This is a genomic window from Nocardiopsis alba, assembly GCF_000710955.1.
GTDB lineage: Bacteria > Actinomycetota > Actinomycetes > Streptosporangiales > Streptosporangiaceae > Nocardiopsis > Nocardiopsis alba.
Genome location: NZ_BAZE01000011.1, coordinates 230678 through 252202, shown reverse-complemented (window position 1 = coordinate 252202; position 21525 = coordinate 230678). Strand labels below are relative to the sequence as shown.

Annotated in this window: 18 protein-coding genes; 10 read left to right on the top strand and 8 right to left on the bottom strand. The window is 71.1% G+C overall.

Features of this window, described 5'->3' with window-relative positions:
- Nucleotides 1-62: 62 nt before the first annotated feature.
- Together TR33_RS20035 and TR33_RS20030 are read left to right on the top strand one after the other, a co-directional pair.
- Nucleotides 63-1724: an ABC transporter ATP-binding protein gene (locus tag TR33_RS20035; protein ID WP_017534357.1), complete on the top strand. Its 1662-nt coding sequence runs from the start codon at nt 63-65 to the stop codon at nt 1722-1724.
- A complete protein-coding gene (locus TR33_RS20030) occupies nt 1721-3463 on the top strand; it encodes an ABC transporter ATP-binding protein (protein WP_042284703.1) in 1743 nt (580 codons plus the stop codon). The genes TR33_RS20035 and TR33_RS20030 overlap by 4 nt, the downstream gene beginning before the upstream one ends.
- 56 nt (nt 3464-3519) lie before the next feature.
- Here TR33_RS20030 and TR33_RS20025 read toward each other — a convergent pair whose 3' ends face one another.
- Nucleotides 3520-3921 carry a VOC family protein gene (locus TR33_RS20025; protein ID WP_014908709.1) on the bottom strand — a complete coding sequence of 134 codons (402 nt, stop codon included), beginning with the start codon at nt 3919-3921 and terminating at the stop codon, nt 3520-3522.
- A gap of 91 nt (nt 3922-4012) precedes the next feature.
- Nucleotides 4013-4579, bottom strand: a complete 567-nt coding sequence (locus TR33_RS20020) for a GNAT family N-acetyltransferase (protein WP_084570291.1) — start codon at nt 4577-4579, stop codon at nt 4013-4015.
- 140 nt (nt 4580-4719) lie between these two features.
- On the opposite strand from TR33_RS20020, the gene TR33_RS20015 reads away from it, so the two are divergent.
- Nucleotides 4720-5289, top strand: a complete 570-nt coding sequence (locus TR33_RS20015) for a DNA-3-methyladenine glycosylase I (protein ID WP_084570290.1) — start codon at nt 4720-4722, stop codon at nt 5287-5289.
- A 46-nt stretch (nt 5290-5335) separates the two neighbouring features.
- On the opposite strand, the gene TR33_RS20010 is transcribed toward TR33_RS20015, so the two are convergent.
- Nucleotides 5336-6976 carry an ABC-F family ATP-binding cassette domain-containing protein gene (locus tag TR33_RS20010; RefSeq protein WP_042284700.1) on the bottom strand — a complete coding sequence of 547 codons (1641 nt, stop codon included), beginning with the start codon at nt 6974-6976 and terminating at the stop codon, nt 5336-5338.
- A 151-nt stretch (nt 6977-7127) separates the two neighbouring features.
- Between TR33_RS20010 and TR33_RS20005 the strand changes: the two genes are divergently transcribed.
- The 4 genes from TR33_RS20005 to TR33_RS19990 all read left to right on the top strand — a co-directional run bounded on the left by TR33_RS20005 (nt 7128) and on the right by TR33_RS19990 (nt 10645).
- Nucleotides 7128-7760, top strand: coding sequence for a TetR/AcrR family transcriptional regulator (locus tag TR33_RS20005; protein WP_042284698.1), 633 nt, complete (start codon nt 7128-7130; stop codon nt 7758-7760).
- 154 nt (nt 7761-7914) lie between these two features.
- Complete coding sequence (locus tag TR33_RS20000; protein ID WP_017534351.1) at nt 7915-8892, top strand: daunorubicin resistance protein DrrA family ABC transporter ATP-binding protein; 978 nt, start codon at nt 7915-7917, stop codon at nt 8890-8892.
- Nucleotides 8889-9752 (top strand): ABC transporter permease, encoded by an 864-nt coding sequence (locus tag TR33_RS19995; protein WP_042284695.1) that lies wholly within the window; start codon nt 8889-8891, stop codon nt 9750-9752. The genes TR33_RS20000 and TR33_RS19995 overlap by 4 nt, the downstream gene beginning before the upstream one ends.
- Before the next feature lie 122 nt (nt 9753-9874).
- Nucleotides 9875-10645, top strand: a complete 771-nt coding sequence (locus TR33_RS19990) for a TetR/AcrR family transcriptional regulator (protein WP_017534349.1) — start codon at nt 9875-9877, stop codon at nt 10643-10645.
- Between the two features lie 31 nt (nt 10646-10676).
- On the opposite strand, the gene TR33_RS19985 is transcribed toward TR33_RS19990, so the two are convergent.
- The 4 genes from TR33_RS19985 to zwf all read right to left on the bottom strand — a co-directional run bounded on the left by TR33_RS19985 (nt 10677) and on the right by zwf (nt 15402).
- Nucleotides 10677-11183 carry a thioredoxin domain-containing protein gene (locus TR33_RS19985; RefSeq protein ID WP_014908675.1) on the bottom strand — a complete coding sequence of 169 codons (507 nt, stop codon included), beginning with the start codon at nt 11181-11183 and terminating at the stop codon, nt 10677-10679.
- Nucleotides 11184-11385: 202 nt separating this feature from the next.
- Nucleotides 11386-12024: a bifunctional 4-hydroxy-2-oxoglutarate aldolase/2-dehydro-3-deoxy-phosphogluconate aldolase gene (locus TR33_RS19980; RefSeq protein WP_042284693.1), complete on the bottom strand. Its 639-nt coding sequence runs from the start codon at nt 12022-12024 to the stop codon at nt 11386-11388.
- 79 nt (nt 12025-12103) lie between these two features.
- Entirely contained in the window at nt 12104-13924 is a 1821-nt protein-coding gene (edd, locus tag TR33_RS19975; RefSeq protein ID WP_042284690.1) for a phosphogluconate dehydratase, read from the bottom strand.
- Nucleotides 13921-15402 (bottom strand): glucose-6-phosphate dehydrogenase, encoded by a 1482-nt coding sequence (gene zwf / locus TR33_RS19970; protein WP_042284688.1) that lies wholly within the window; start codon nt 15400-15402, stop codon nt 13921-13923. Before zwf ends, edd begins: the two co-directional genes overlap by 4 nt.
- 207 nt (nt 15403-15609) lie before the next feature.
- Here zwf and TR33_RS19965 point away from each other — a divergent pair, with 207 nt between their 5' ends.
- The 3 genes from TR33_RS19965 (at nt 15610) to TR33_RS19955 (ending at nt 19936) form a co-directional block, all read left to right on the top strand.
- Nucleotides 15610-16797, top strand: coding sequence for an ROK family transcriptional regulator (locus TR33_RS19965; protein WP_017534344.1), 1188 nt, complete (start codon nt 15610-15612; stop codon nt 16795-16797).
- 274 nt (nt 16798-17071) lie between these two features.
- Nucleotides 17072-17761, top strand: coding sequence for a hypothetical protein (locus tag TR33_RS19960; protein WP_014911663.1), 690 nt, complete (start codon nt 17072-17074; stop codon nt 17759-17761).
- A 465-nt stretch (nt 17762-18226) separates the two neighbouring features.
- Complete coding sequence (locus TR33_RS19955; RefSeq protein ID WP_042284685.1) at nt 18227-19936, top strand: LCP family protein; 1710 nt, start codon at nt 18227-18229, stop codon at nt 19934-19936.
- Between the two features lie 240 nt (nt 19937-20176).
- On the opposite strand, the gene TR33_RS19950 is transcribed toward TR33_RS19955, so the two are convergent.
- On the bottom strand, nt 20177-21223 hold the full coding sequence (locus TR33_RS19950) for a hypothetical protein (protein ID WP_017534342.1): 1047 nt from the start codon (nt 21221-21223) through the stop codon (nt 20177-20179).
- Nucleotides 21224-21525 lie beyond the last annotated feature (302 nt).

The window sequence follows — 21525 nt, the reverse complement described above, 5'->3', positions numbered from 1 at the left end:
CCCTTCCGCGTTCGGCCCTACCGCCCACCGGCTCGCCCGATACGCGCGGTCCGCTCCGCTTCGTGTGGTGGCTCATCACCCGGCAACCGGGACGGATCCTGACCGGCACCCTCTACGGGACCCTGTGGATGACCACCGTCATGATCCCGCCCTATCTGATGGCCCGCGCCATCGACGACGGGCTACGGGCCGGACGGCCGGGCGCGCTCGTCCTGTGGGTGGCGGCCATGGCCGCGGTGCTCCTGTTCAACGTGGCCATGTCGGTCCTACGGCACCGCACGATGACACAGGTGCGCATGGACGCCGCGCACCGGACCATGCGCGTGGTCAACGGACACTCCACCGTGCTCGGATCGTCCCTGGCCCGTCGGGTCTCCTCCGGCGAACTGTCCACCGTCCAGGCCGCCGACGTCATGCTCATCGCGCACATCCTCACCATGACCGGGCCCGGGGTGGGCGCGGTCATCGCCTATGTCGGCGTCGCGGTGCTCCTGGTGGGCATCTCCCCGTTGCTGGGCGCGATCGTGGTGATCGGCGTCCCGGTCCTGGCGGTGGTGATCGGCCCGCTGCTCGGCCGGCTCCAGGATCGGGAGCGGAGCTACCGAGAGCACCAGGGCGAGACGACGGCGCTGGCCGCGGACATCGTGTCCGGGCTGCGGGTTCTGTGCGGGATCGGCGGCAAGGACCACTTCGCGCGACGGTACCGGGACCGCTCCGGGGAGCTGCTCCACCAGGGCTACCGGGTCAGCGAGACCACGAGCTGGTTCCAGGCGGTGACCTACTGCCTGCCCGTGATCTTCCTCGGCGCGGTCACCTGGGTGGCGGCCCGGTTGACGCTGGACGGACAGATCACCGTCGGCGAGGCCGTCGCGGTCTACGGGTACGTGGCCCTCCTGATCATCCCGATCCTCTTCCTCATCGAGGGCGCCACCGGGCTCGTCCAGGGCCTGGTCTCGGTCCGCCGGGTGCTGCGGGTGCTGACCCTGGAACCCCCGCTCGCCGGCAGCGGGATGAACCGCCCCGGTCCCGAGGAGGACGCGGAGCTGGTCGACCCGGCCTCCGGTGTGACCGTGCCTCCGGGACGGTGCACCGCGCTCGTGTCCGCCTCTCCAGAGGAGGCCGCCGCCGTCGCCGACCGGTTGTGCCGCCACACCGACTCCGACGTCCTCTGGGGCGGGATCCCCCTGCGCGACGTGGGGCTGAACGAGGTGCGCGAGCGTCTGCTGCTCTGTGACAACGAGTCGTACCTGTTCGCCGGCTCCCTGCGCGAGGTCCTCGACCCGCACGGCCGGTTCCCCGACGAGGAACTACGTGCCGCGCTGCGCACGGCCGGGGCGGTCGACGTCCTCACCTCGCTGCCCGACGGGTTGGACTCACGAGTGGAGCCCCAAGGGCGCAACCTCTCCGGAGGGCAGCGTCAGCGGGTCCGGCTGGCCCGCGCCGTACTCGCCTCGCCCGAGGTCCTGGCGCTGGTGGAACCCACCTCGGCGGTGGACGCGCACACCGAGGCGGCGATCGCCGAACGGATGGTCGAGGCCCGCAACGGACGGACCACCGTGGTCGTGGGCACCTCGCCCCTGCTGTTGGACCGCGCCGACCGGATCGTCCTCCTGGTGGACGGGACGGCCGTCGCCGTCGGCACCCACGGCGAGCTGATCGCCTCTCGAAGGGACTATCGCGCGCTGGTCCTGCGCGGCGCGGACGAGGAGGGGGAACGAGCATGAGCGAACGTCTTCCGGTGGCCGACCGGGCCCGGGTCCGCCGCGACCTCGGTCGCGTCCTGAGCGACGAGCGCGGACGTGTGGCCCGGTTGGTGACGCTGACCCTGATCTCCGGGGCGGCCGGGCTGGTCGGCCCGTACCTGCTGGGCCGGATCATCGACATGGTGGAGGCCGGCACCGCCACGGCCGGAGCGATCGATCTGATGGCCGCCGGCGTGGTGGTCGCGGCCTGCGCCCAGTTCGTGTCGACCCGGTACGCGCGGCGGGCCACGTACCGCTTCGGCGAACACGTACTGCTCCGTCTGCGCGAGGACTTCGTGGGCCGGGTGCTGTCGCTGCCCACCCGGGTGGTGGAGCGTTCGGGGACCGGCGACCTCACCACGCGCGCCTCGGCGGACGTGGCGACGGTGGGACAGACCCTGCGGAGTTCGGTCCCCGACATCGCCCTGTACGGCCTTCAGGTCGTGGTGCTGTTCGCGGCGATCTTCTGGATCGACCCCCGTCTGGGGCTGTGCGCCGTGGTCTCGTTCCCGCTGATGTACCCGGTGACCCGCTGGTATCTGCGCCGTTCCCGTGAGGCCTATCTGGCCGAGGGTTCGGCCCTGTCCGGGGCCTTGGAGAACGTATCGGCGACGGCGGAGGGCGGCCGCACGGTCGAGGGTCTGGGGATCCAACGGGATCGGATCGAGGCCACGGAGCGGGACGTGCAGCTCCTGTACCGCGCGCGGCGCGGCACACTGCGGCTGCGCTCGGTGCTGTTCCCCTTCACCGAGGCCGTCTTCCTGCTGCCGACCGCCGTCGCCCTGCTGGTGGGCGGCCTGCTCTACCTCGACGGCGGGATCGCCCTGGGTACTCTGGTGACCTGTCTGCTCTACCTCGAACAGGCGTCGAACCCGCTGATCCGACTGACCCAGTGGCTGGAGGACATCCAGCGCGCGGGAGCGTCGTTCGCCCGCCTGCGCGGGGTGCAGGAGCTGCCCGAGGAGTCCGCGGAACCCGGCCCGGAACCGGCGGACGACCGGATCGAGTTCGTGGACGTCCACTACGCGTACGTGCCCGGCCACGACGTGCTGCGCGGGGTCGACCTGGAGGTGCGGCCCGGTGAACGGTTGGCGGTGGTGGGCCCCTCCGGCGCGGGCAAGACCACGATCGGTCGGCTGTTGTCCGGAGCCGACGTGCCCGGTTCGGGACGGGTCCTGGTGGGCGGGGTCCCGATCGGCGCTCTGGCGCCGGAGGCCCTGCGCGAACGAGTGGTCCTGGTCGACCAGGAGCACCACGTGTTCACCGGGACCCTGCGGGAGAACCTGGAGCTCGCCGCCCCGGGCGCCGACGACGAACGGCTGACCGCCGCCCTGGAGTCGGTGGGCGCCGATTGGCTCCGTGACCTGCCCGAGGGGCTGGACACCGCCGTGGGATCGGGCGGGGCCGCGTTGGATCCGGCACGGGCCCAGCAGGTGGCGTTGGCCCGGGTGGTGCTGCTCGATCCGCGCACGGTGGTGTTGGACGAGGCCACCTCGCTGCTGGACCCGCGTACGGCGCGCGCCGCCGAACGTTCCCTGGCGGCCGTGCTGGAGGGCCGGACGGTGATCGCGATCGCGCACCGTCTGCACACGGCGCACGACGCGGACCGGGTCGCGGTGGTGGAGGACGGTCGGATCGTCGAGCTCGGTCCGCACGAGAAGCTCATCGACGCGGACGGCGCCTACGCCGCGCTGTGGGCCTCCTGGCACGGGACCGACTGAACGGAAGGGGCGGGGCGTGGTCTTCCCGCCCTCGCCCCTTCCGGACCGTCGAACGGCTACTCGCCCGACGGGCTGAGGAACTCCAGGCGGTTGCCGTTGTTGTCGAAGAGGTGGAAGCGGCGGTATCCGGGGAGGTTCTCGTCCCAGACGAGTTCGTGTCCGGCCGCGATGATCCGTTCGGCGAGAACGTCGATCTCGCGGACGAGGATGCCGGGGTGCGCCTTGCGCTGCGGCACGAACCCCTCCTCCACCCCGAGGTGGAGTTCCAGGTCGTCGGCGCGGACCCACAGTCCGCCGCGGGCGGCCAGGGCCGGAGGCTTGGGGACCTCCACGAAACCGAGGACGTCGACGTAGAAGGCCCGGCAGGCGTCCTCTCCCCCCGGCGGCAGGGGGATCAGTACGTGGTGGAGACCGAACCCGAGGTCGGTGGTGGTCTCGGTGGGGTGGGGGGTGGTCATGGCTCCTCTTTCAACGTCGTCGTGGAACCGGCCCGGGCCCGGGGTCGAGCGCACCGGGCCGGTATCTCGATGTCGAGGTACTTGAGGAAGACTACTCGCCCGACGGTGCGGGCGAAGGGCGTTCGTAGATGTGCTCCAGACCGTCGCGCTCGTCCCACTTCTCGCCGACGCGCTCGAAGCCGAAGCCCGCGATGGTCGCCAGCGACCCGACGTTGTCCGGGCGGATCGAGGCGAGCACCGCCGCGACCTCCGAAGAGGCGTCGGCCCTGCGGAGCAGCTCGGTGAGGGTGGCCCGCGCGTACCCTCGACGGCGCTCCTCCGGGGCCACGGAGTAGCCGACCTCCACACGGTGATCGCCGTCCGGAGGTCCGTGGAAGCCGGCGAACCCGACCACCCGGCCGTCGTCGGCGTCCACCGTCACGTTCGTGAGCCAGCCCGCGCACGCCGGATCGGCTCGGAGCTGTCCGAGGCGGTGGTCGGTGACCCAGCGGACCTCCTCGGAATCGAAGTGGTCCCCCAACTCCAGGTCCAAGAGGCGGCCCGCCGCCGCGACGTCCCCCTCGCTCAAGGCGACGAGGACGGGTTCGGTCATCTCCACCAGACGCACCCGAGGCGCCCGGGGTCGGTCCTGTTCGAAGTCCGTGTTCGTGTCCGTCACCGCCCCATCCTTTCTCCGGGGCGGTCGGGGAACAAGGGGTTTTCACACGCCGCGACACGGCCTTCACGGTGAGGTCTCCGGATCGTCGCCGGCGTCGGGGACGATGGACGGGACCCCCTGCCACGGCTTCGAGGAGACCCATGTCCGACGACGACCGCCGCTGCTCCTGGGCCCGGAACGCCTCCGAGCCCATGACCGCCTACCACGACACCGAGTGGGGCCGCCCCTCGCACGAGGAGCGGTACCTGTTCGAGATGCTGATACTCGAGGGGGCCCAGGCCGGCCTGTCCTGGTCCACCGTGCTGCACAAACGGGAGAACTACCGGCGGGCGATGGACGGTTTCGACTACGACCGCGTCGCCGAGTACGGGCCGGAGGACACCGAACGCCTGCTCGCCGACCCCGGGATCATCCGCAACCGCCTCAAGATCGCCTCCGTGGTGCGCAACGCCCGCGCCTTCCGGAAAGTGCGCGAGGAGTTCGGGAGCTTCGACGCCTACCTGTGGGACCGGGTGGACGGGACCCCGGTGGTCGGCCACTGGACCTCGCCCGACCAGGTGCCCGTCACCACGGACCTGGCGGACCGGCTGAGCCGGGACCTCAAACGGCGGGGCTTCGGTTTCGTGGGAGGCACGATCGCCTACTCCTACCTCCAGGCCACCGGCGTGGTCGAGGACCATCTGGTGACCTGCCCGGCCAAGCCGGCCTGACCCCGGGGCCGCCCTCCGTCTCCGCTGGGACGGCCCCGGGCCCGGGTCAGCCTCCCTCGACCGGTGGCCGGCCCCGTTCCAGGGACCACCGGCGGGTCGCCCCGATCTCCTCCAGGAACCGGTGGTCGTGCGAGACCACCAGCAACGCGCCCCGATAGGCGTTCAGGGCCTCGACGAGCCGGTCCCGGCCGTCCAGGTCGAGGTTGTTGGTCGGCTCGTCCAGGATCAGCAATCGCGGAGGAAGGTCGGCGAGCAGGAGGCGGGCCAACGCCACCCGGAACCGCTCCCCTCCGGAGAGGTCGGCCGCCCTCTGGTCCACCCGGTGCCCTCGGATCAGGAAGCGCGCCAGCCCGGCCCGGAGGGTCCGTGTTCCGGCCGAGGGCGCGGCCGCGCGCAGGTTGTCGAGGACACTCGCCTCCTCGTCCAGGACGTCCAGCCGTTGGGGCAGGTAGCCGACCCGACCGGTGACGTGCGCGACCCGGACCGGAGGGCCGTGGCCCGTCTCCGCGGCCGGTTCCCCCGAGGCCCGGGCGACGATCGCCCGGAGCAGCGTGGTCTTGCCCGAACCGTTGGGTCCGGTCAGGGCCACGCGTTCGGGGCCTCGCAGGTAGAGCGCCCCGGCCTCCGGCCCCGGCACGGTGTCGCGCAGTTCGAGGACGTCGTGACCCGCGGGGACCTCGGTACCGGGCAGCGTGATGCGGATGGTGTCGTCGTCCCGCACCGCCTCCTCGGCGCGTTCCAGCCCTTCGCGCGCGGCCTCGAGCCTCTCCTCCTGGGTGATGCGGTGGAGGCCGGCCGAGACCTGGGCCTCGCGTTTGCGCTGGTTCATGATCACGCGCGGTTCGCGCTTGGTGTCGTACTTCTTCTGCCCGAAGCGGACCCTGCGGGCGAGCTTGATCCGCGCCTCGGCGAGTTGGCGGCTCTCCCTGCGCACGTCGGCCTCGGCGGAGCGCACCGTCCTGCGCGCGGCCTCCTGTTCGACGGCGAGCCGTTCGGTGTAGGCGGTGTGGTTACCTCCCCAGGTACGGACACGTCCGTGACGGAGCTCGGAGATGCGGTCGACCCGGTCCAGGAGCTCCCGGTCGTGGGAGACGACGATGAGCACCCCGTGCCAGTGTTCGACCGCCTCATAGAACCGTTCCCTGGCGTCGCGGTCGAGGTTGTCGGTGGGTTCGTCCAACAGGGTGACGTCGGGGCGACGCAGGGCGATCCCGGCCAGGGCGGTCAGCACGGTCTCGCCCCCGGACAGGGTGGCGACCCGCCGGTCCAACGGGTGCCCTTCCGAGGCGGAGAGGTCGACGCCGAAGCGTTCCAGTCGGGCCAGGGCCCGTTCCTCGATGTCCCAGTCGGAGCCCACGGCGGTGAAGTCGGCCTCCTCACCCCGCCCGGCCTCGATGGCGAGGAGGGCGTCGCGAATCCGATCGACCCCGAGCAGTGCGGCGACGGTGGTGTCGGTGGCGAGGGGGAGCGCCTGGTCGAGGAGCCCCACCTCCCCGTCGACCGCGACGGTGCCGGAGGTCGGGGTGAGCCGTCCCGCGATCAGGGAGAGCAGGGTGGACTTGCCGCTTCCGTTGCGGCCGATCAATCCGGTGCGTCCGGCACCGAAGGCGGTGGTCAGGTCGGCGAGCGGCGTGGTGCCGTCAGGCCAGGAGTAGGTGAGTCGGTCGCAGACGACGGCGAAGGTCACAGGGCCTCCCGAGAAGGTGGGTGAACGGTCGGGAACGCGGGGTCCTGCGCTGTTCGCCCATGATGATCTCCTCCTCGGGTCGACTATTGCGACTGTTGTCGCATGAACAGCATCGCACGAGGATGCAGGCAAATGCAACTACAGTTGCGTTATGACTTCTCAGCACCCCACCCCGGGAGACGCCCGACCCGGAGGCCGCACCGCCCGCAACACCGCCGCCGTCCTCCAGGCCACCCTGGACGAACTGGGAGAACGCGGTTACGGAGCGATCACCGTCGACTCCGTGGCCGCCCGATCGGGGGTGCACAAGGCCACCGTCTACCGCCGGTGGGGCGGAGTGGATGGACTGGTACGCGCCGCCTTGGAGCACTCCACCGAACGCCACTGGGAACCCGAACTCACCGGCTCCCTGTACACCGATCTACTGAGGCTCGTGGAGACGGTGACGTCGGGCTTCACCGAGGCCCCCGAACGCGAGGTGTCGGCCGCTGCGGTCGCGGCGGCCTTCGAGTCCGAGGAGGTCGCCGAGGCGCTGCGCCGCTTCATGTCCGACCGACACCGGCGTGCCGCCGTGATCGTGACCGAGGCGATCGTCAGGGGCGAGGCCCCTCGGGACACCGACGCCGAGGAGGTGATCCGTTCGGCGATCGCCCCGGTGTACTACCGACTCCTCATCAGCCGTGAACCCGTCACCGCCGACGACCTCCGCCGGGCCGCCTCGATCGCCGCCGCCGCGGCGGCGGCCGGGACCTTCACGGGAACGCCGGGACCGCCCACCCCCTGACCCCTCGAACCCCGACGCCACCACATCCCCCCTCCGACCAGGCACGACGGTGGCGAAGAAAATTCTTTATGGCATAAGGAAATAACTCCGAGGGGTGGGCCGTTCCCTGTTCCGTACGCCGTACTGTACGTAGTACGCCAACCGGGAGGGATCCATGCCCACACCACGGAGAGCGATCACCGTCCGAGGACTCGGCCGAAGGTTCAAGGACCGTTGGGCCCTGCGCGGACTCGACCTGGAGGTCGATCGGGGCACCGTGCACGGCCTCCTCGGGCCGAACGGGGCCGGTAAGTCGACGACCGTCCGCGTCCTCACCACCCTGCTCCGCCACCACGAGGGCACCGCCGAGGTCGCCGGCCACGACCTGGCCACCGAGGGCGCCCTGATCCGGCACCGGATCGGGCTGGTCGGCCAGAACGCCGCCGTCGACGAGGTGCTCGGCGGCCGCCAGAACCTGGAACTCTTCGCCCGACTGCACCACCTGGGCCGCCGGGACGCCCGCCGAAGGGCCGACGAGCTCCTGGAACGCTTCGACCTCGCCGACACCGGCCGGCGGCCGGTCTCCACCTACTCGGGAGGGATGCGCCGCCGTCTCGACCTGGCCGCCGGGATGATCCTCGCCCCGCCCCTGCTGTTCCTCGACGAGCCCACGGTCGGCCTCGACCCCCGCGGCCGCGAAGAGGTGTGGTCGGCGGTCCGCGGGCTGGTCGACGACGGCACCACCGTCCTGCTCACCACCCAGTACCTGGAGGAGGCGGACCGGCTGGCCTCGCGGATCTCGGTGATCGACCACGGCCGGGTGATCGCCGAGGGGAGCCCGAGCGGCCTCAAGTCGCGGATCGGCGGGGACCGGATCGACGTGGTCCTCACCGACGAGGGATCCCTGGAACGCGCCGCCGCGCTGGTGGAGCGGGCCACCGGCTCCCCCGTGCGCACGTTCCGAGAGGAGCACCGGATCAGCGCCGAGGTGGAGGACCGCGCGGCCGCCCTGACCCGTGTGGTCCGGGCCCTGGACGACGAGGGACTGCGCGTGGCCGACGTCCTCCTGCGCCGTCCCACCCTGGACGAGGTCTTCCTCCATCTGACCGGCACCGAGGAACACTCCCACCACGGAACGGAGGTCGGCCGATGACCGCGACCGACACGCACACCGGTGACCGCCCGTCGCCTCTCCTCGCGCCCGCTCCTCCGTCGGGCCCCCTCCCCCGTCTGGGGTGGGCCCTCGCCGATAGCTGGACGGTGGCCCGTCGCGATCTCCTCCATTGGGCCCGCGGCCCTTGGGAACTCGGCTTCGGTCTGCTGTTCCCCGTGCTCATGGTGCTGATGTTCGTCTACCTGCTGGGCGGATCCATGTCGGTGCCCGGCGGCGGGGACTACACCGAGTACCTCATGCCCGGCATGTTCGCCATGGTCATGGTGTTCGGGCTCGGGGAGACCGTGACGGCGGTGAGCACCGACGCGAACCGGGGCATCACCGACCGGTTCCGTTCGATGCCCATGGCCTCCTCGGCCGTGGTCGTCGGTCGCTGTCTGGCCGACATGATCCGTTCGACGCTCACCCTGATCGTGCTCATCGGTTTCGGCCTGGTCGTCGGCTGGCAGTGGCACGGTCCGTTCGACCGGGCGCTGCTCGGCTTCGGGCTCCTGCTCCTCTTCCGTTTCGCGCTCGTGTGGATCGGTATCTACGTCGGACTCGTCGTCCGAGGTCAGGGAGGCATGGCCGTCATCCAGACCCTGGAGTTCCCGTTCGGTTTCCTCTCGAACGCCTTCGTGGCCACCGCGACCATGCCGGTGTGGCTCGGGACCGTCGCCGACTGGAACCCGCTGTCGTCCACAGTGGCGGCCGCGCGGGAGCTGTTCGGCGGCCCGAGTGTGATCGGTGAGGGGTGGATCGCCCAGAACGCCCTTCTCATGGCGGTGGTCTGGCCGCTGCTCCTGGTGGCGGTGTTCGCCCCGCTGAGCGTGCGCCGCTATCGAGGTCTCGACGGCTGAACCCGAGCGGGCCGTGGCCCCGCCCGCTCCCCTCTCCCCCACGTGAAGGTCATGGGGCGTGACCGTCGACGGGCGTACACTGACCCGTACGCTCTACGGACCAGCAGTACCAGGACGGACCGATGCCCCCGCAGCCCAGCAAGAGCGGTGATCCCGCGCGCAGCCTGTCCCTCCTGTGGCGCACTCAGGAGCCCGCGCCACGTCGTCGGGGCGGACCCGGCCTGAGCGTCGACCGGATCGTGGCGGCCGCCACCGAGATCGCCGACTCCGAGGGGTTGACCGCGCTGTCCATGCGCAGGGTCGCCGAGTCCCTCGAGGTCGGCACGATGTCGCTCTACACCTATGTCCCCGGCAAGGGCGAACTCATCGACCTCATGGTCGACGCCGCCTACGGGGACCTGGACACCCGGGACCGGAGCGGGCACTGGCGTGAGCGGCTGCGCGGGATCGCGTACGCCAATCGGGAGTTGTACGTCCGCCATCCGTGGATGTTGCAGGTGGTGACCATCCGCCTGTTGGGGCCCAACCTCATCGCCAAGTACGACCACGAACTGTCCGCCGTGGACGGGCTGGGGCTGAGCGAGGTCGAGATGGACTCCACCGTCAACCTGATCGACGGCTATGTGGAGAGCGCCGTCCGACAGGCCCTGGGCGCCGAACAGGTGGCCCGCGAGTCGGGCATGGACGACGCGCAGTGGTGGCGTACCTACGACCCGCTGCTGACCGCGCTGGTCGACGAGTCCGCCTACCCGACGGCCTCTCGTGTCGGCACCGCCGTGGGCCGGGCCCACCAGGCCGTCCACGACCCGGAACACGAGTTCTCCTTCGGGCTGGAGCGGGTCCTGGACGGCGTGCAGGTCCTCGTGGACTCTCGTTCCACGAACACCGGCTGAGCGGCCCGGGACCCGCTTCGGGCCCGGGTCCTCACTCGAGCTCTTGGGCGATGGTCTCGTCCAGTTCGGAGACGGTCATGGCCCCGGAGACGGTCGTGTGGGTGCCGTCCGAGCGCAGGAAGACGAACGAGGGCGGGCTGATCACCTCGAAACCGCCCCAGATGGTCCCGTACTCGTCGATCAGGGTGGTCATGTCCTCCAGCCCGTTCTGCGCCTCGAAGGCCTGGATCTCCTCCAGTTCCGCGCGTCCGGCGACACCGTGGAAGTCGATGTTCTCGTAGGCCTGGTCCGTCGCCGCGACGACGGAGGCCAGTCCGGAGCACTCGCCACAGTCGGGGGTCCAGAACCACAGGACGGCGGTCGCCTCCGCGAGGGTCTCTCCGTCGAACTGCTCGCCGTCGGTGGTCTGGGCCTGGAAACGGAGGGCACGGTGCACCTCCGGGGAGGGCTCGGTCTCGGCCTGAGCGGGGCTCACGGCCTCCTCCGGCTCGCTCGCGCAGGCCGTGAGCGTCAGGCTCAGGGTCGCCGCTATGGTCATCAAGGTTCCACGACTCGCGGTCGCGCCCATGTCTGCACCTCATTGTGGGGGGGGTCTGCGGGGGGTGATCACAGAAGCGCACGTGTGCGACCACTGTGACGACAGTGCAGTATGCCCGCTAAGAGCTCCAAGGTCACCCCTTTCGGACGCCCCGGGCACTTTCGGCTTCACCCTCCCGATTATGGCGCATGTCACATGGGGTTCAGGTGCGCAGGGAGGAGGCCTCTCGGGCGAGGCCGGTGATCTCCTCCCAACGCCCGGAGGCGATCAGGGCGGCCGGAACCGGCCAGCTCCCGCCCACACAGCCCACGTTCGGCAGGGCCAGGTAATCGGGGGCGTTCCGTCGGGTGATGCCCCCGGTCGGGCAGAGTCGGGCCTGCGGCAGCGGGCCGGCGAGGGACTTCAGGAACGCGGTCCCGCCCGCGGCCTCCGCCGGGAAGAACTTCATCGAGGTCGTCCCCCACTCCATGAGGGCCATCGCCTCCGACACCGTGGCGATCCCGGGCAGGCACGGCAGACCGGTGTCGAACATGGCCCGGAGCAGGTCGGGGGTACTGCCCGGGCTCACCAGGAAACGCGCCCCCGCCTCGGTGGCCGCCTCGACCTGCTCGGTGTTGACGATGGTGCCGGCGCCGACCACGGCCTCCGGCACCTCGGCCGCGATCCGCTCGATCCCCGACAGGGCGGCCGGGGTCCGCAGGGTCACCTCGATCCCGGGCAGGCCGCCCGCCACCAGGGCACGGGCCAGGGGAACGGCGTCCTCGGCCTCCTCCAGTACGACCACCGGCATGACCGGGGCCAGGGCGAACAGGTCCTCACCGGAGCGGGGGACGGTCCTCATGATGTCGTCTCCAAGATTCGTGCCGTATCGATGGACGCGTGGGGGCGGCGCGCGGAACGCCGCCCCCTGACGCGGTGGTTCACAGGCCGAAGACGCCGGCCCCGGCCTCCGCCGGCCCGACCGCCCCGCGCAGGACGGAGAAGAGCTCGCGTCCGGTCCCCGCGGCGGAGGAGACCGACGGGCGGGCGTCCTCGCGTCCGTCGAGATCGGCCAGGACCTCCAGTGTGCCCCGGTTCGCGTCCAGCCGAACGATGTCGCCGTCGCGCACCCGGGCCAGCGGACCGCCCGCCTCGGCCTCGGGAGAGACGTGGATGGCGGCGGGCACCTTGCCCGAGGCCCCGGACATCCGTCCGTCGGTCACCAGGGCCACCTTCTGGCCCCGGTCCTGGAGCACGGCCAGCGGAGGGGTGAGCTTGTGCAGTTCGGGCATCCCGTTGGCCCTGGGGCCCTGGAAACGCACCACCGCGACGAAGTCTCCGGTCAGCTCTCCGGCGGCGAAGGCCTCCTGGAGCTCGGCCTGGTCGCCGAAGACCCGCGCCGGCGCCTCCACCACGTGGCGTTCGGTCGCCACGGCCGACACCTTGACGACGGCGCGACCGAGGTTGCCGGAGAGCATGCGCAGTCCCCCGTCGGGGGCGAAGGGCTCCTCCACCCCACGCAGCACCGTCGTGTCGGCGCTCTCCTTCGGCCCTTCCGTCCAGACCGGCGCCGAACCCTCCAGACGGGGCACGCGACGGTAGCGGTCCAGCCCCCGACCGACCAGGGTCCGCACGTCCTCGTGGAGCAGCCCGGCGTCGAGCAGGGTGGAGATCAGGAAGGCCATGCCGCCCACCTCGTGGAAGCGGTTCACGTCGGCGGCGCCGTTGGGGTACATCCGGGTGAGCAGCGGCACCACCGCGGACAGGTCGGCGAAGTCGTCCCAGGTGAGGTGGATGCCCGCCGCGCGGGCGATCGCCACCAGGTGGAGCGTGTGGTTGGTGGAGCCGCCGGTCGCCAGCAGCGCGACGACCGCGTTGGCGATCGCCCGTTCGTCGATCTGCTCGCCGAGCGGAACGTGGTCCTCGCCCAGGGCGGTGTTGCCGAGCACGCGCCGGGCGGTCTCGGCCGTCAGCGCGTCCCGGAGGGGGCTCCCCGGCTGCTCGAAGGTGGCGCCGGGCAGGTGAAGGCCCATGACCTCCATGAGCACCTGGTTGGAGTTGGCGGTGCCGTAGAAGGTGCAGGTCCCGGGCGCGTGGTAGGCGGCGGACTCCGCTTGGAGGAGCTCCGTACGGCCGACCTCGCCGGCCGCGAAGCGCTGTCGGACCCGTGCCTTCTCCTTGTTGGGCAGACCGGAGGGCATCGGCCCGGCGGGGACGAAGGCCACCGGCAGGTGCCCGAACGACAGCGCGCCGATGAGCAGGCCGGGCACGATCTTGTCGCAGACCCCGAGCATGAGGGCGCCGTCGAACATGTCGTGCGAGAGGGCCACGGCGGTGGCCATCGCGATCACGTCCCGGCTGAACAGGGACAGCTCCATGCCCTCACGGCCCTGGGTGATGCCGTCGCACATGGCGGGCACCCCGCCGGCGAACTGGGCGACGCCCCCGGCCTCGGACACCGCGGCCTTGATGATCTCCGGGTAGGCGCCGAGCGGCTGGTGCGCGGAGAGCATGTCGTTGTAGGCGGAGACGATCGCCACGTTGGGGGTGACGTCTCCGGACAGGGCGAGCTTGTCCCCGACCCCGCAGGCGGCGAAGCCGTGGGCGAGGTTGGCGCAGCCCAGCGAGGTACGGGCGGGCCCTCGTCGTACCGCCTCCCGGATCCGCTCCAGGTAGGCCGATCGGGTCGGGGCGCTGCGTTCGGCGAGACGCCGGGTGACCTCGTCGACGACGGGATGGACGTCGGGGTGTCGTTCGCTCATCGGGGGTTCTCCTCTTCGTGCCAGGTACGACCGGTGGAGCCGACGAGCCGTCGCGCGCCCTCGGGCCCGGGGCCACCGGCGGGGTAGGGCTCCGGGGCGGGACCGAGCTCGTCCCAGGCCCGGATGATCGGGTCCACCCAGTTCCACGCGGCCTCGACCTCGTCGCGGCGGATGAACAGGGTGGGGTCGCCGGCCAGCACGTCCCGGAGGAGCCGTTCGTAGGCCTCGGGCGAGCGGGTGGCGAAGGTGTCGGCGAAGCTGAGCTCCAGGGGGACCGGGCGCAGCCGCAGCGTCCCGGCTCCGGGGACCTTGGCGGGCATGGTGAGGTGGATTCCCTCGTCCGGCTGGAGTCGGATGACGAGGGCGCCGGCGCCCGGCAGCGAGGCGGCCCCGGGGAAGATCGTGTGCGGGACGTCCTTGAACCGGACGACGATCTCCGAGCGGGCGTGCGACATGCGCTTTCCGGTGCGCAGGTAGAAGGGCACCCCGGACCATCGCCAGTTGGCCACCTCGGCCTTCAGGGCCACGAAGGTCTCGGTGTCGCTGACGGCGGGACCGCCCGCCTCGTCCAGGTAACCGAGGACCTCCTCGCCACGGACGGTGCCGCTCGTGTACCGGCCTCGGACGGTGTGCTCGGCCACGTTCTCCCCGGTGAGCGGTCTCAGGGCCCTCAGGACCTTGAGCTTCTCGTCCCGGACGGCGTCACGGTCGTAGGCCGACGGCGGTTCCATCGCGGTGAGGCACAGAAGCTGGAGCAGATGGTTCTGGACCATGTCGCGCATGGCCCCGGAGGTCTCGTAGTAGCCGCGCCGGCCGCCCACCCCGACGGTCTCGGCCACGGTGATCTGCACGTGGTCGATCCAGCGGGAGTTCCACAGGGGTTCGAGCAGGACGTTGGCGAACCGCAGGACGAGCAGGTTCTGCACGGTCTCCTTCCCCAGGTAGTGGTCGATCCGGTAGATCCGGGACTCGTCGAAGACCGCTCCGACCTCGTCGTTGATCTCCTGTGAGGAGGCCAGGTCCCGCCCCAGGGGCTTCTCCATGACCACGCGGGACTCGGGGGTGACCAGGTCGGTGTCGCGCAGCCCTCGGCACAGGGCGCCCGAGATCATCGGCGGCACGGCGAGGTAGAAGACGCGGTCGTGTCCGGGGGTGAGGGCGTCCGCCAGGTCGGCCCAGCCGGTGGAATCTCCGCCGACGTCGATGTTCACGTGGGAGAGGCGGCCGAGGAAACGGCGCATGACCTCGGGTTCGACCACCTGGACGGCGTTGTGTCCGCGGATCGCGGCGTCCGCCTTGTCCCTCAGGTCGGCGTCGGTGAGGCCGTTCCGGGAGGCCGCGACGACGCGTGTCCTCTCCTCCAGGTGACCGTCGCGGTCCAGGAGGTAGAGGGAGGGGAGGAGTTTGCGCATGGACAGGTCGCCGGTTCCACCGAAGATCACCAGGTCGGTGGGGTGGGGCGGGGGCTGCGACTGCATTCGGTCGGCTCCTGCGGGGAGGGGAGGGGAAAAGGGGAGGAGAGGGTGGGTCGCACCGTCTCGGAGGTGGGGTGGGGGAGGCAGGCCCGCTGGACTCGTTTCGAGAGTAAGCCCGATATGGTCAAAAACCAAGCACACTTTAGAACATAACTTTACAGAAGTGCACGATCTTCGCTCCGCGCGATCGGACGAATGGTTCAATGAGGCATGGCCAGAACCCCAGGACGCCTGTCCTCCACCTCCACCAGCGGCCACATCCTGGAGATGATCCGCACCGGTACCGCCACCAACCGGTCGGAGATCGCCCGGGAGACCGGCCTCTCCCGCCCCTCCGTCGCCCTGCGCATCACCGAGCTGATCGAGAGCGGTCTGGTCACCGAGGGCACGAGGGCCGCCTCAAGCGGAGGCCGACCTCCCACGCTGCTGGAGTTCAACGCCTCCTGCGGCCTGGTACTCACCGGAGCCCTGGGGATGGCCCGCAGCCAGGCCGCGGTGTGCGATCTCGACGGCCGGGTCCTCATGCGCACCCCCGGCTCCCCCGACATGGAGCAGGGCCCCGACACCACCGTCCCCTGGCTCCTGGAGACCTGGAGCGAACAGATCGCCTCCCTGGACCGCTCCCCCGACGAGGTCCGCGGCGTGGGGATCGGCCTGCCCGGAACGGTGGAGTTCCACGCCGGCCGGGCCGAGGACCGACCCGTCCTGGGCCGCTGGGCCGGGGTCGCCCTGGCCCCCCTGATCACCGAACGCTTCCCCGTGCCGGTGATGGTGGACAACGACGTGAACGTGATGGCCCTGGGCGAGCACATCGCCGGAGGCCACGGCCACACCGACGACATGGTGTTCGTGAAGGTCTCCACCGGCATCGGCGCGGGTCTGGTCTCCGGGGGTAACCTGCTGCGCGGCGCCCTGGGCGCGGCCGGGGAGATCGGACACATCCCGGTGAGCGACGGGGGCGGTCTGCCCTGCCGTTGCGGCAACACCGACTGCCTGGAGGCGGTGGCGGGCGGACGTCGCCTCCTCGCCCTCGCAGCGGAGGAGGGGCACGAGGTCTCCGGACTCCAAGAGCTGGTGCGCCTGGCCACGGAGGGGGACCCGGTGGCCGTCACCCTGGTCAGGGGCGCCGGCCGCCGTCTGGGCGAGGCCCTCGCCGGAGCGGTCAACCTGCTCAACCCCGAGGTGATCGTGCTCGGGGGAGACCTGTCCGAGGCCTACGACCACCTGGTCGCGGGGGTGCGCGAGGTGGTCTTCCAACAGTGCACGGCGCTGTCGACCCGGCAGTTGAGGATCGTTCCGAGCCGCCTGTGGGACGACGCGGGCGTGCGCGGCTGCGCGGCCATGGTCACCGAGAGGGTGCTCTCCCCGGACGCCGTGAACAGGCTGTTGGCCGAATAGGTCGCGGAGGTCGATCGCACCCGTCGTCCACAGCCTGTGGACGACGGACGTTCATTCGACGTTCCCCGAAAGGACGGGACTCGCCCCCTCGTACTCCGCCGTCGCCGACACGCCTTTGAGCTGCGCCGACGCCCTCCGGTGCGATGTCGGCCATGTCGTGACACTTGACAAGAAGCACCCTTCTACCGAATAGTCACGCACCCGAGTCCACCCCGCACACCCCCGTCACCCCGTGACCCTGCCCCGTGCGGTCTCCCGCCCGGAAAGGTCTCCCGTGGATTTCTTCGAGAACCCCGTCGTGCTCGTCCTGCTGGGCGCCGGCGTCAGCCTGGTCACCAGCGTCGTCGTCACCGCCCTGCACGCCCGCCAGATCCGCCGCGCCGAGCTGCGCACCGCCACGCGCGCCGCCGCCCGGACTCTCACCAGCGCGTTCATAGCCGAACGCGACGGCCACGGGGACAAGACCGAGTTCCTGCGCGAGGCCGAGCTGACCGTCATGTCGATGACCGACCGCAGGACCCGCGAGCGTCTGGCCGACGTGGTCCGTCTCCTGCGCGAGCACGAACTCCCCGAGGTCGAGCAGTTGAGCGGGGTCGGCGCCGCCACCGCCAAGCGTCTCCTGTGCGACCACGCCCTGGAGGTCCTGGGCTCCCACCTGCGCGCGGAGCGGCTGCCCGAGGTCCCCGCCCTCATGCGCAAGATGCTGAGCGTGGAGGAGGAGGCGCTGAGCATCCACTCGGGCGAGTCCGCGCCCCGCCCCTCGGAGCCGATCGAGAAGAGCTCGGTGACCCCGCGCCCCCGGCACACCGGAGGCGGTACGACGGCCAAGGGCACCGGGGCCCGCAAGAGCACGAAGACGACCAAGAGCGCCGCCCCCAAGGCGACCGGCAAGAGCGGCCGGAGCGCGAGCGCCCCCGCGGAGAAGCGGGACGCCGAGAAGGAGAGCGCCTTCTGGGACGACTGATCCCGCCGTCCGCTCCCGGCGGAACGGGTATTCGTAGAAGGGCGGAACGCCCCTCTCACGACCTACGACCCCACGGCGGGTCAGAAGTGATTTCCGAGGTCACACGTGAGAAAGTCGGGCGGGATGGCGCTCACGGGCGCGCATCCGGCGAAGGAATTGTGCGGCGCAATTGTGGTCAGGAACCTCGCGCATGGACAACCCGAACGCGCACTCGATGCGAACTTCACTTAGGATCACTGTCACACGCGGGTTCCGGCATCTTCGGCACCCCTTGTCCTGTGGTGTCCCCACCTCCCCCAAGGGCGACTCGGACCCCTTCAACGTCTTTTCGGCCAAGATTCCGGACAGCCTGCGTACAACCCCCCGCGCGACCTCCGACCTGCCCCGGACCCGGACGCGTGACCCTCTCGGGTCGGTGTCCGACGTTGGTACGCCCAGCCGTCCGCACTCACCGAGATTGTCACGATGACCGCTGACGAGAACTCCACCGAACCCGACGAGGGCCGGACGCCGGACGAGACTCCGGAGACCGGTTCCGAAACCGAGCCCCACGGCCGGGGGGATTCGGGGGACCCCGCCCCCGGAGCCGACGAGGCGGGCTCCGACCCGGTCGACGACCCGGACGGCACCGACCCCGAAGGGACCTCCGACGAGGCGGCGCCCCGTGACGGGGACTCGGAGGAGGACCCGGAGACCGTCGTCATCGATGTCGACCGACCGGTCACCACCTCCGAGGACACCGCCCGGGAGAGATCCGACGCGGATGACGACGCTCCCGAGGAAGAGGCCGGAACGGCCGAGGCCGACGACGCCTCCGCATCGGTCGAGGCCGCCTCCGCGCCCGGAGACGACGAGGGCTCCGATACGGAGAAACCGGCCGCCGAGAGCCCCGAGCGGTCCGGCGAAGCGGAGGAGACCGCCGAGGAGACCGAGACGCCCGTGGCCGCCGCCGCGGTTCCGGCGGCCTCAGGAACCGGCCGCCGGAACCGCCGACGTCGTCTGCGCCGGGCCGCCGTCTGGACCGCGGCGTCCCTGACGGTCCTCATGTGCCTGGGCGCCGCGACCACCTACGGCTACTACCGCTATCTGCGTTCGGACATGGTCCAGCACGACATCGGATCGGTGCTCAGCGACGAAGAGCGGCCGGACAAGATCAACGACGCGGTCAACATCCTCTTCATCGGATCCGACGGGTACGAGGAGGACAGCCCCGCCTACAGCCAGGAGTTCGAGGGCGAACGCTCCGACTCCCTGATGCTCGCGCACATCTCCCCCGAGAACCGGGTGTCGGTGGTCAGCTTCCCGCGCGACTCGCTCGTGCAGCTCCCCCAGTGCGACCCCTACGCCAAGACCGAGGGCACCTACGGCTACTTCGGCATGATCAACGCCGCGATGTACCACGGCGGACCGCCCTGTGTGGTGCGGACCATCGAGTCGCTCACCGACATCAGGATCGACCACTTCGTCCACCTGAGCTTCGCCAGCTTCCGCGACGTCGTCGACTCCATCGGCGGGGTGGACATCTGCATCCCCGAGCCGATGCAGGACCGGCGCTCCAAGCTCGACCTCGACGCCGGGGATCAGACCCTCGACGGCGAACAGGCCCTGTCCTTCGTACGGGCCCGCTACGACATCGGCGACGGCGGGGACATCGGACGCATCGACCGACAGCAGATGTTCATGGCCGCGCTCGCCGACCAGGTGACCGACAGCGACGTCCTGACCAGCCCGAGCAAGCTCAACGGCATCCTCCAGGCCGTGGCCCGGCACAGCGCCACCGACCGTGAGCTCTCCCTGGACCGCATGCTGTCCATCGCGGTCACCATGGCCGACGTGGACCTGTCCGACATCGAGTTCCACACCGTGCCCTGGTACCAGGCGCCCTACGACCCCAACCGGGTCATGTGGTACGAGGAGGAGGCGGCCGAGCTGTTCGAGGCGATCCGGGAGGACCGCCCGCTCCCCGCCCTGCTCGCCGCCGACGACGGCCCCACCCCTCAGGAACCTCCGACGGCCTCTCCTACCCCGGCGGACTCCTCCGCCCTGGAGGAGGCCGAGGCGGACGTGGACCCCGACGAGTCCTCGCAGGACGTCGCCCGCCCCGGCGAGGGGCGCAACGCCACGTCCAACCCGTGCCAGGACGGCCTCGGATTCGGGACCGGCGAGGAGCACTGACACGAGAAGGTCCGGCCCCCTCCGCACCATGCGAGCGGAGGGGGCCGGACCATGAGCGACGCGGCCCCGGAACCCCCTCCGGGGCCGCGTCGTCGTCCCGGGCGGCGGGGACTCGACCCGAACCGCCGGTACACGCCGGGAACCCCCACAGTCCCCATTGGCGTCCCGATCGACGGGGGTGGTCACGCGCGCACCGCCCAGGACGGTGCGCCCACCGTGAACGGCGGGCGCACGTTCGGATCAGAGCAGGGGCAGGCCCAGCCCTTCGAGCAGGTTCAGGTCACCGGGCAGCGCGTCGGTGACCCCGCCGACCCCGGTGGCCTCGGTGGCTTCGGGGAGGGCGGCCGGCCCGCCGCCGATCTCGGGCTCGCCCAGCTCGGGCAGGCCCTGGACGCCGACCAGGTCGCCGCCGACGTCGGACGGGATCAGGTCGGTGGTGCCGTCGGCCAGGGGCAGGGTCTCGCCCTCCACGGGGACGACGGAGCCCGGCCCGGACTCGACCAGGGAACCGACCGTGTCGGCGACCCCGGCGACGTCGATGTCGCCACTACCGCTCATCGGCAGGGTCTCGTCGACGTCCGAGGGCAGAAGCGTGGTGATCCCGCCGGTCAGGTCGGCGTTCTCACCGGCGTCGAGGCCGACCGGACCGCTCATGGGAACGACCTCGCCGACCTGGGACAGGTCGGGGGCGTCCGTGCCGGTCAGGTGCGAGGAGGTGTCCTGGACGCCTCGGCCGACACCGTCGCCCAGTTCGGTGACGGTGTCGCCGACGTAGGGGAGCTTGGTGTCGGTGTCGCTCATCGGCAGGATGTCGCCGCCGCCGACCCGCGACAGGGCGTCCACGAGGGAGGAGACGGGGCTGATGGAACCCCCGCTGAGGGGCAGGGTCTCGCCGGCGCCGTTCAGCGGCAGGCTCTCGGTGGTCTCACCGAGGTCGAGGGGGCCGACACCGGTGGAGTTGTCCTTCCCGGTCTCCACCGGGGCCTGGGCGGAGACGCCGTCGCCGACGACGTGTCCGATCGCGTCCGTGGGGCTGCCCGACTGGTGCCGGACATCGGGCTGTGCGGAGATGTCGCCGGGCTCGACCTGGATCAGATCGCCGACAGGGGTACCGACGCCTTCGGTCAGGGCGGTGGGGACCTGGGATCCCAGGTCTCCCAGGGGGAGGCCGTCCGTGACACCGCCGAGCGTGTCGGCTCCCGCGATCCCGGCCCCGAGGGCGACGAATCCGGCGGCGCCGGCGGCCACCAGCATGGTCCGGGCGGAGGTACGGGCGGTGTGGAACATGAGAGTCCTTCCGGAGTGTGTTTCGTGTCCGTGTCGCTGATTCCGACGGGGCGGTCTCCCGCTCCGTCGCCGGGCTCCGTCCCCCTGGCCAGGGGTTCGGGATCCGGTCGTGCTCTGGTGGAGCTCCTCCGGTCGACTCCCCGTCGCGTCTCTGGAAGAGGCGGTGCGGGTCGGACCGGACACAGTCGGTAGGTCTGGCGGACCACCGGCTGACGTGAACCTCGTCGATGAGGTACGGGGCTCACGTCAACCCCCAGCTCCCGGCTGGGAAGGCGTGCCAGGGGACCGGTCGCGCGGAGGCG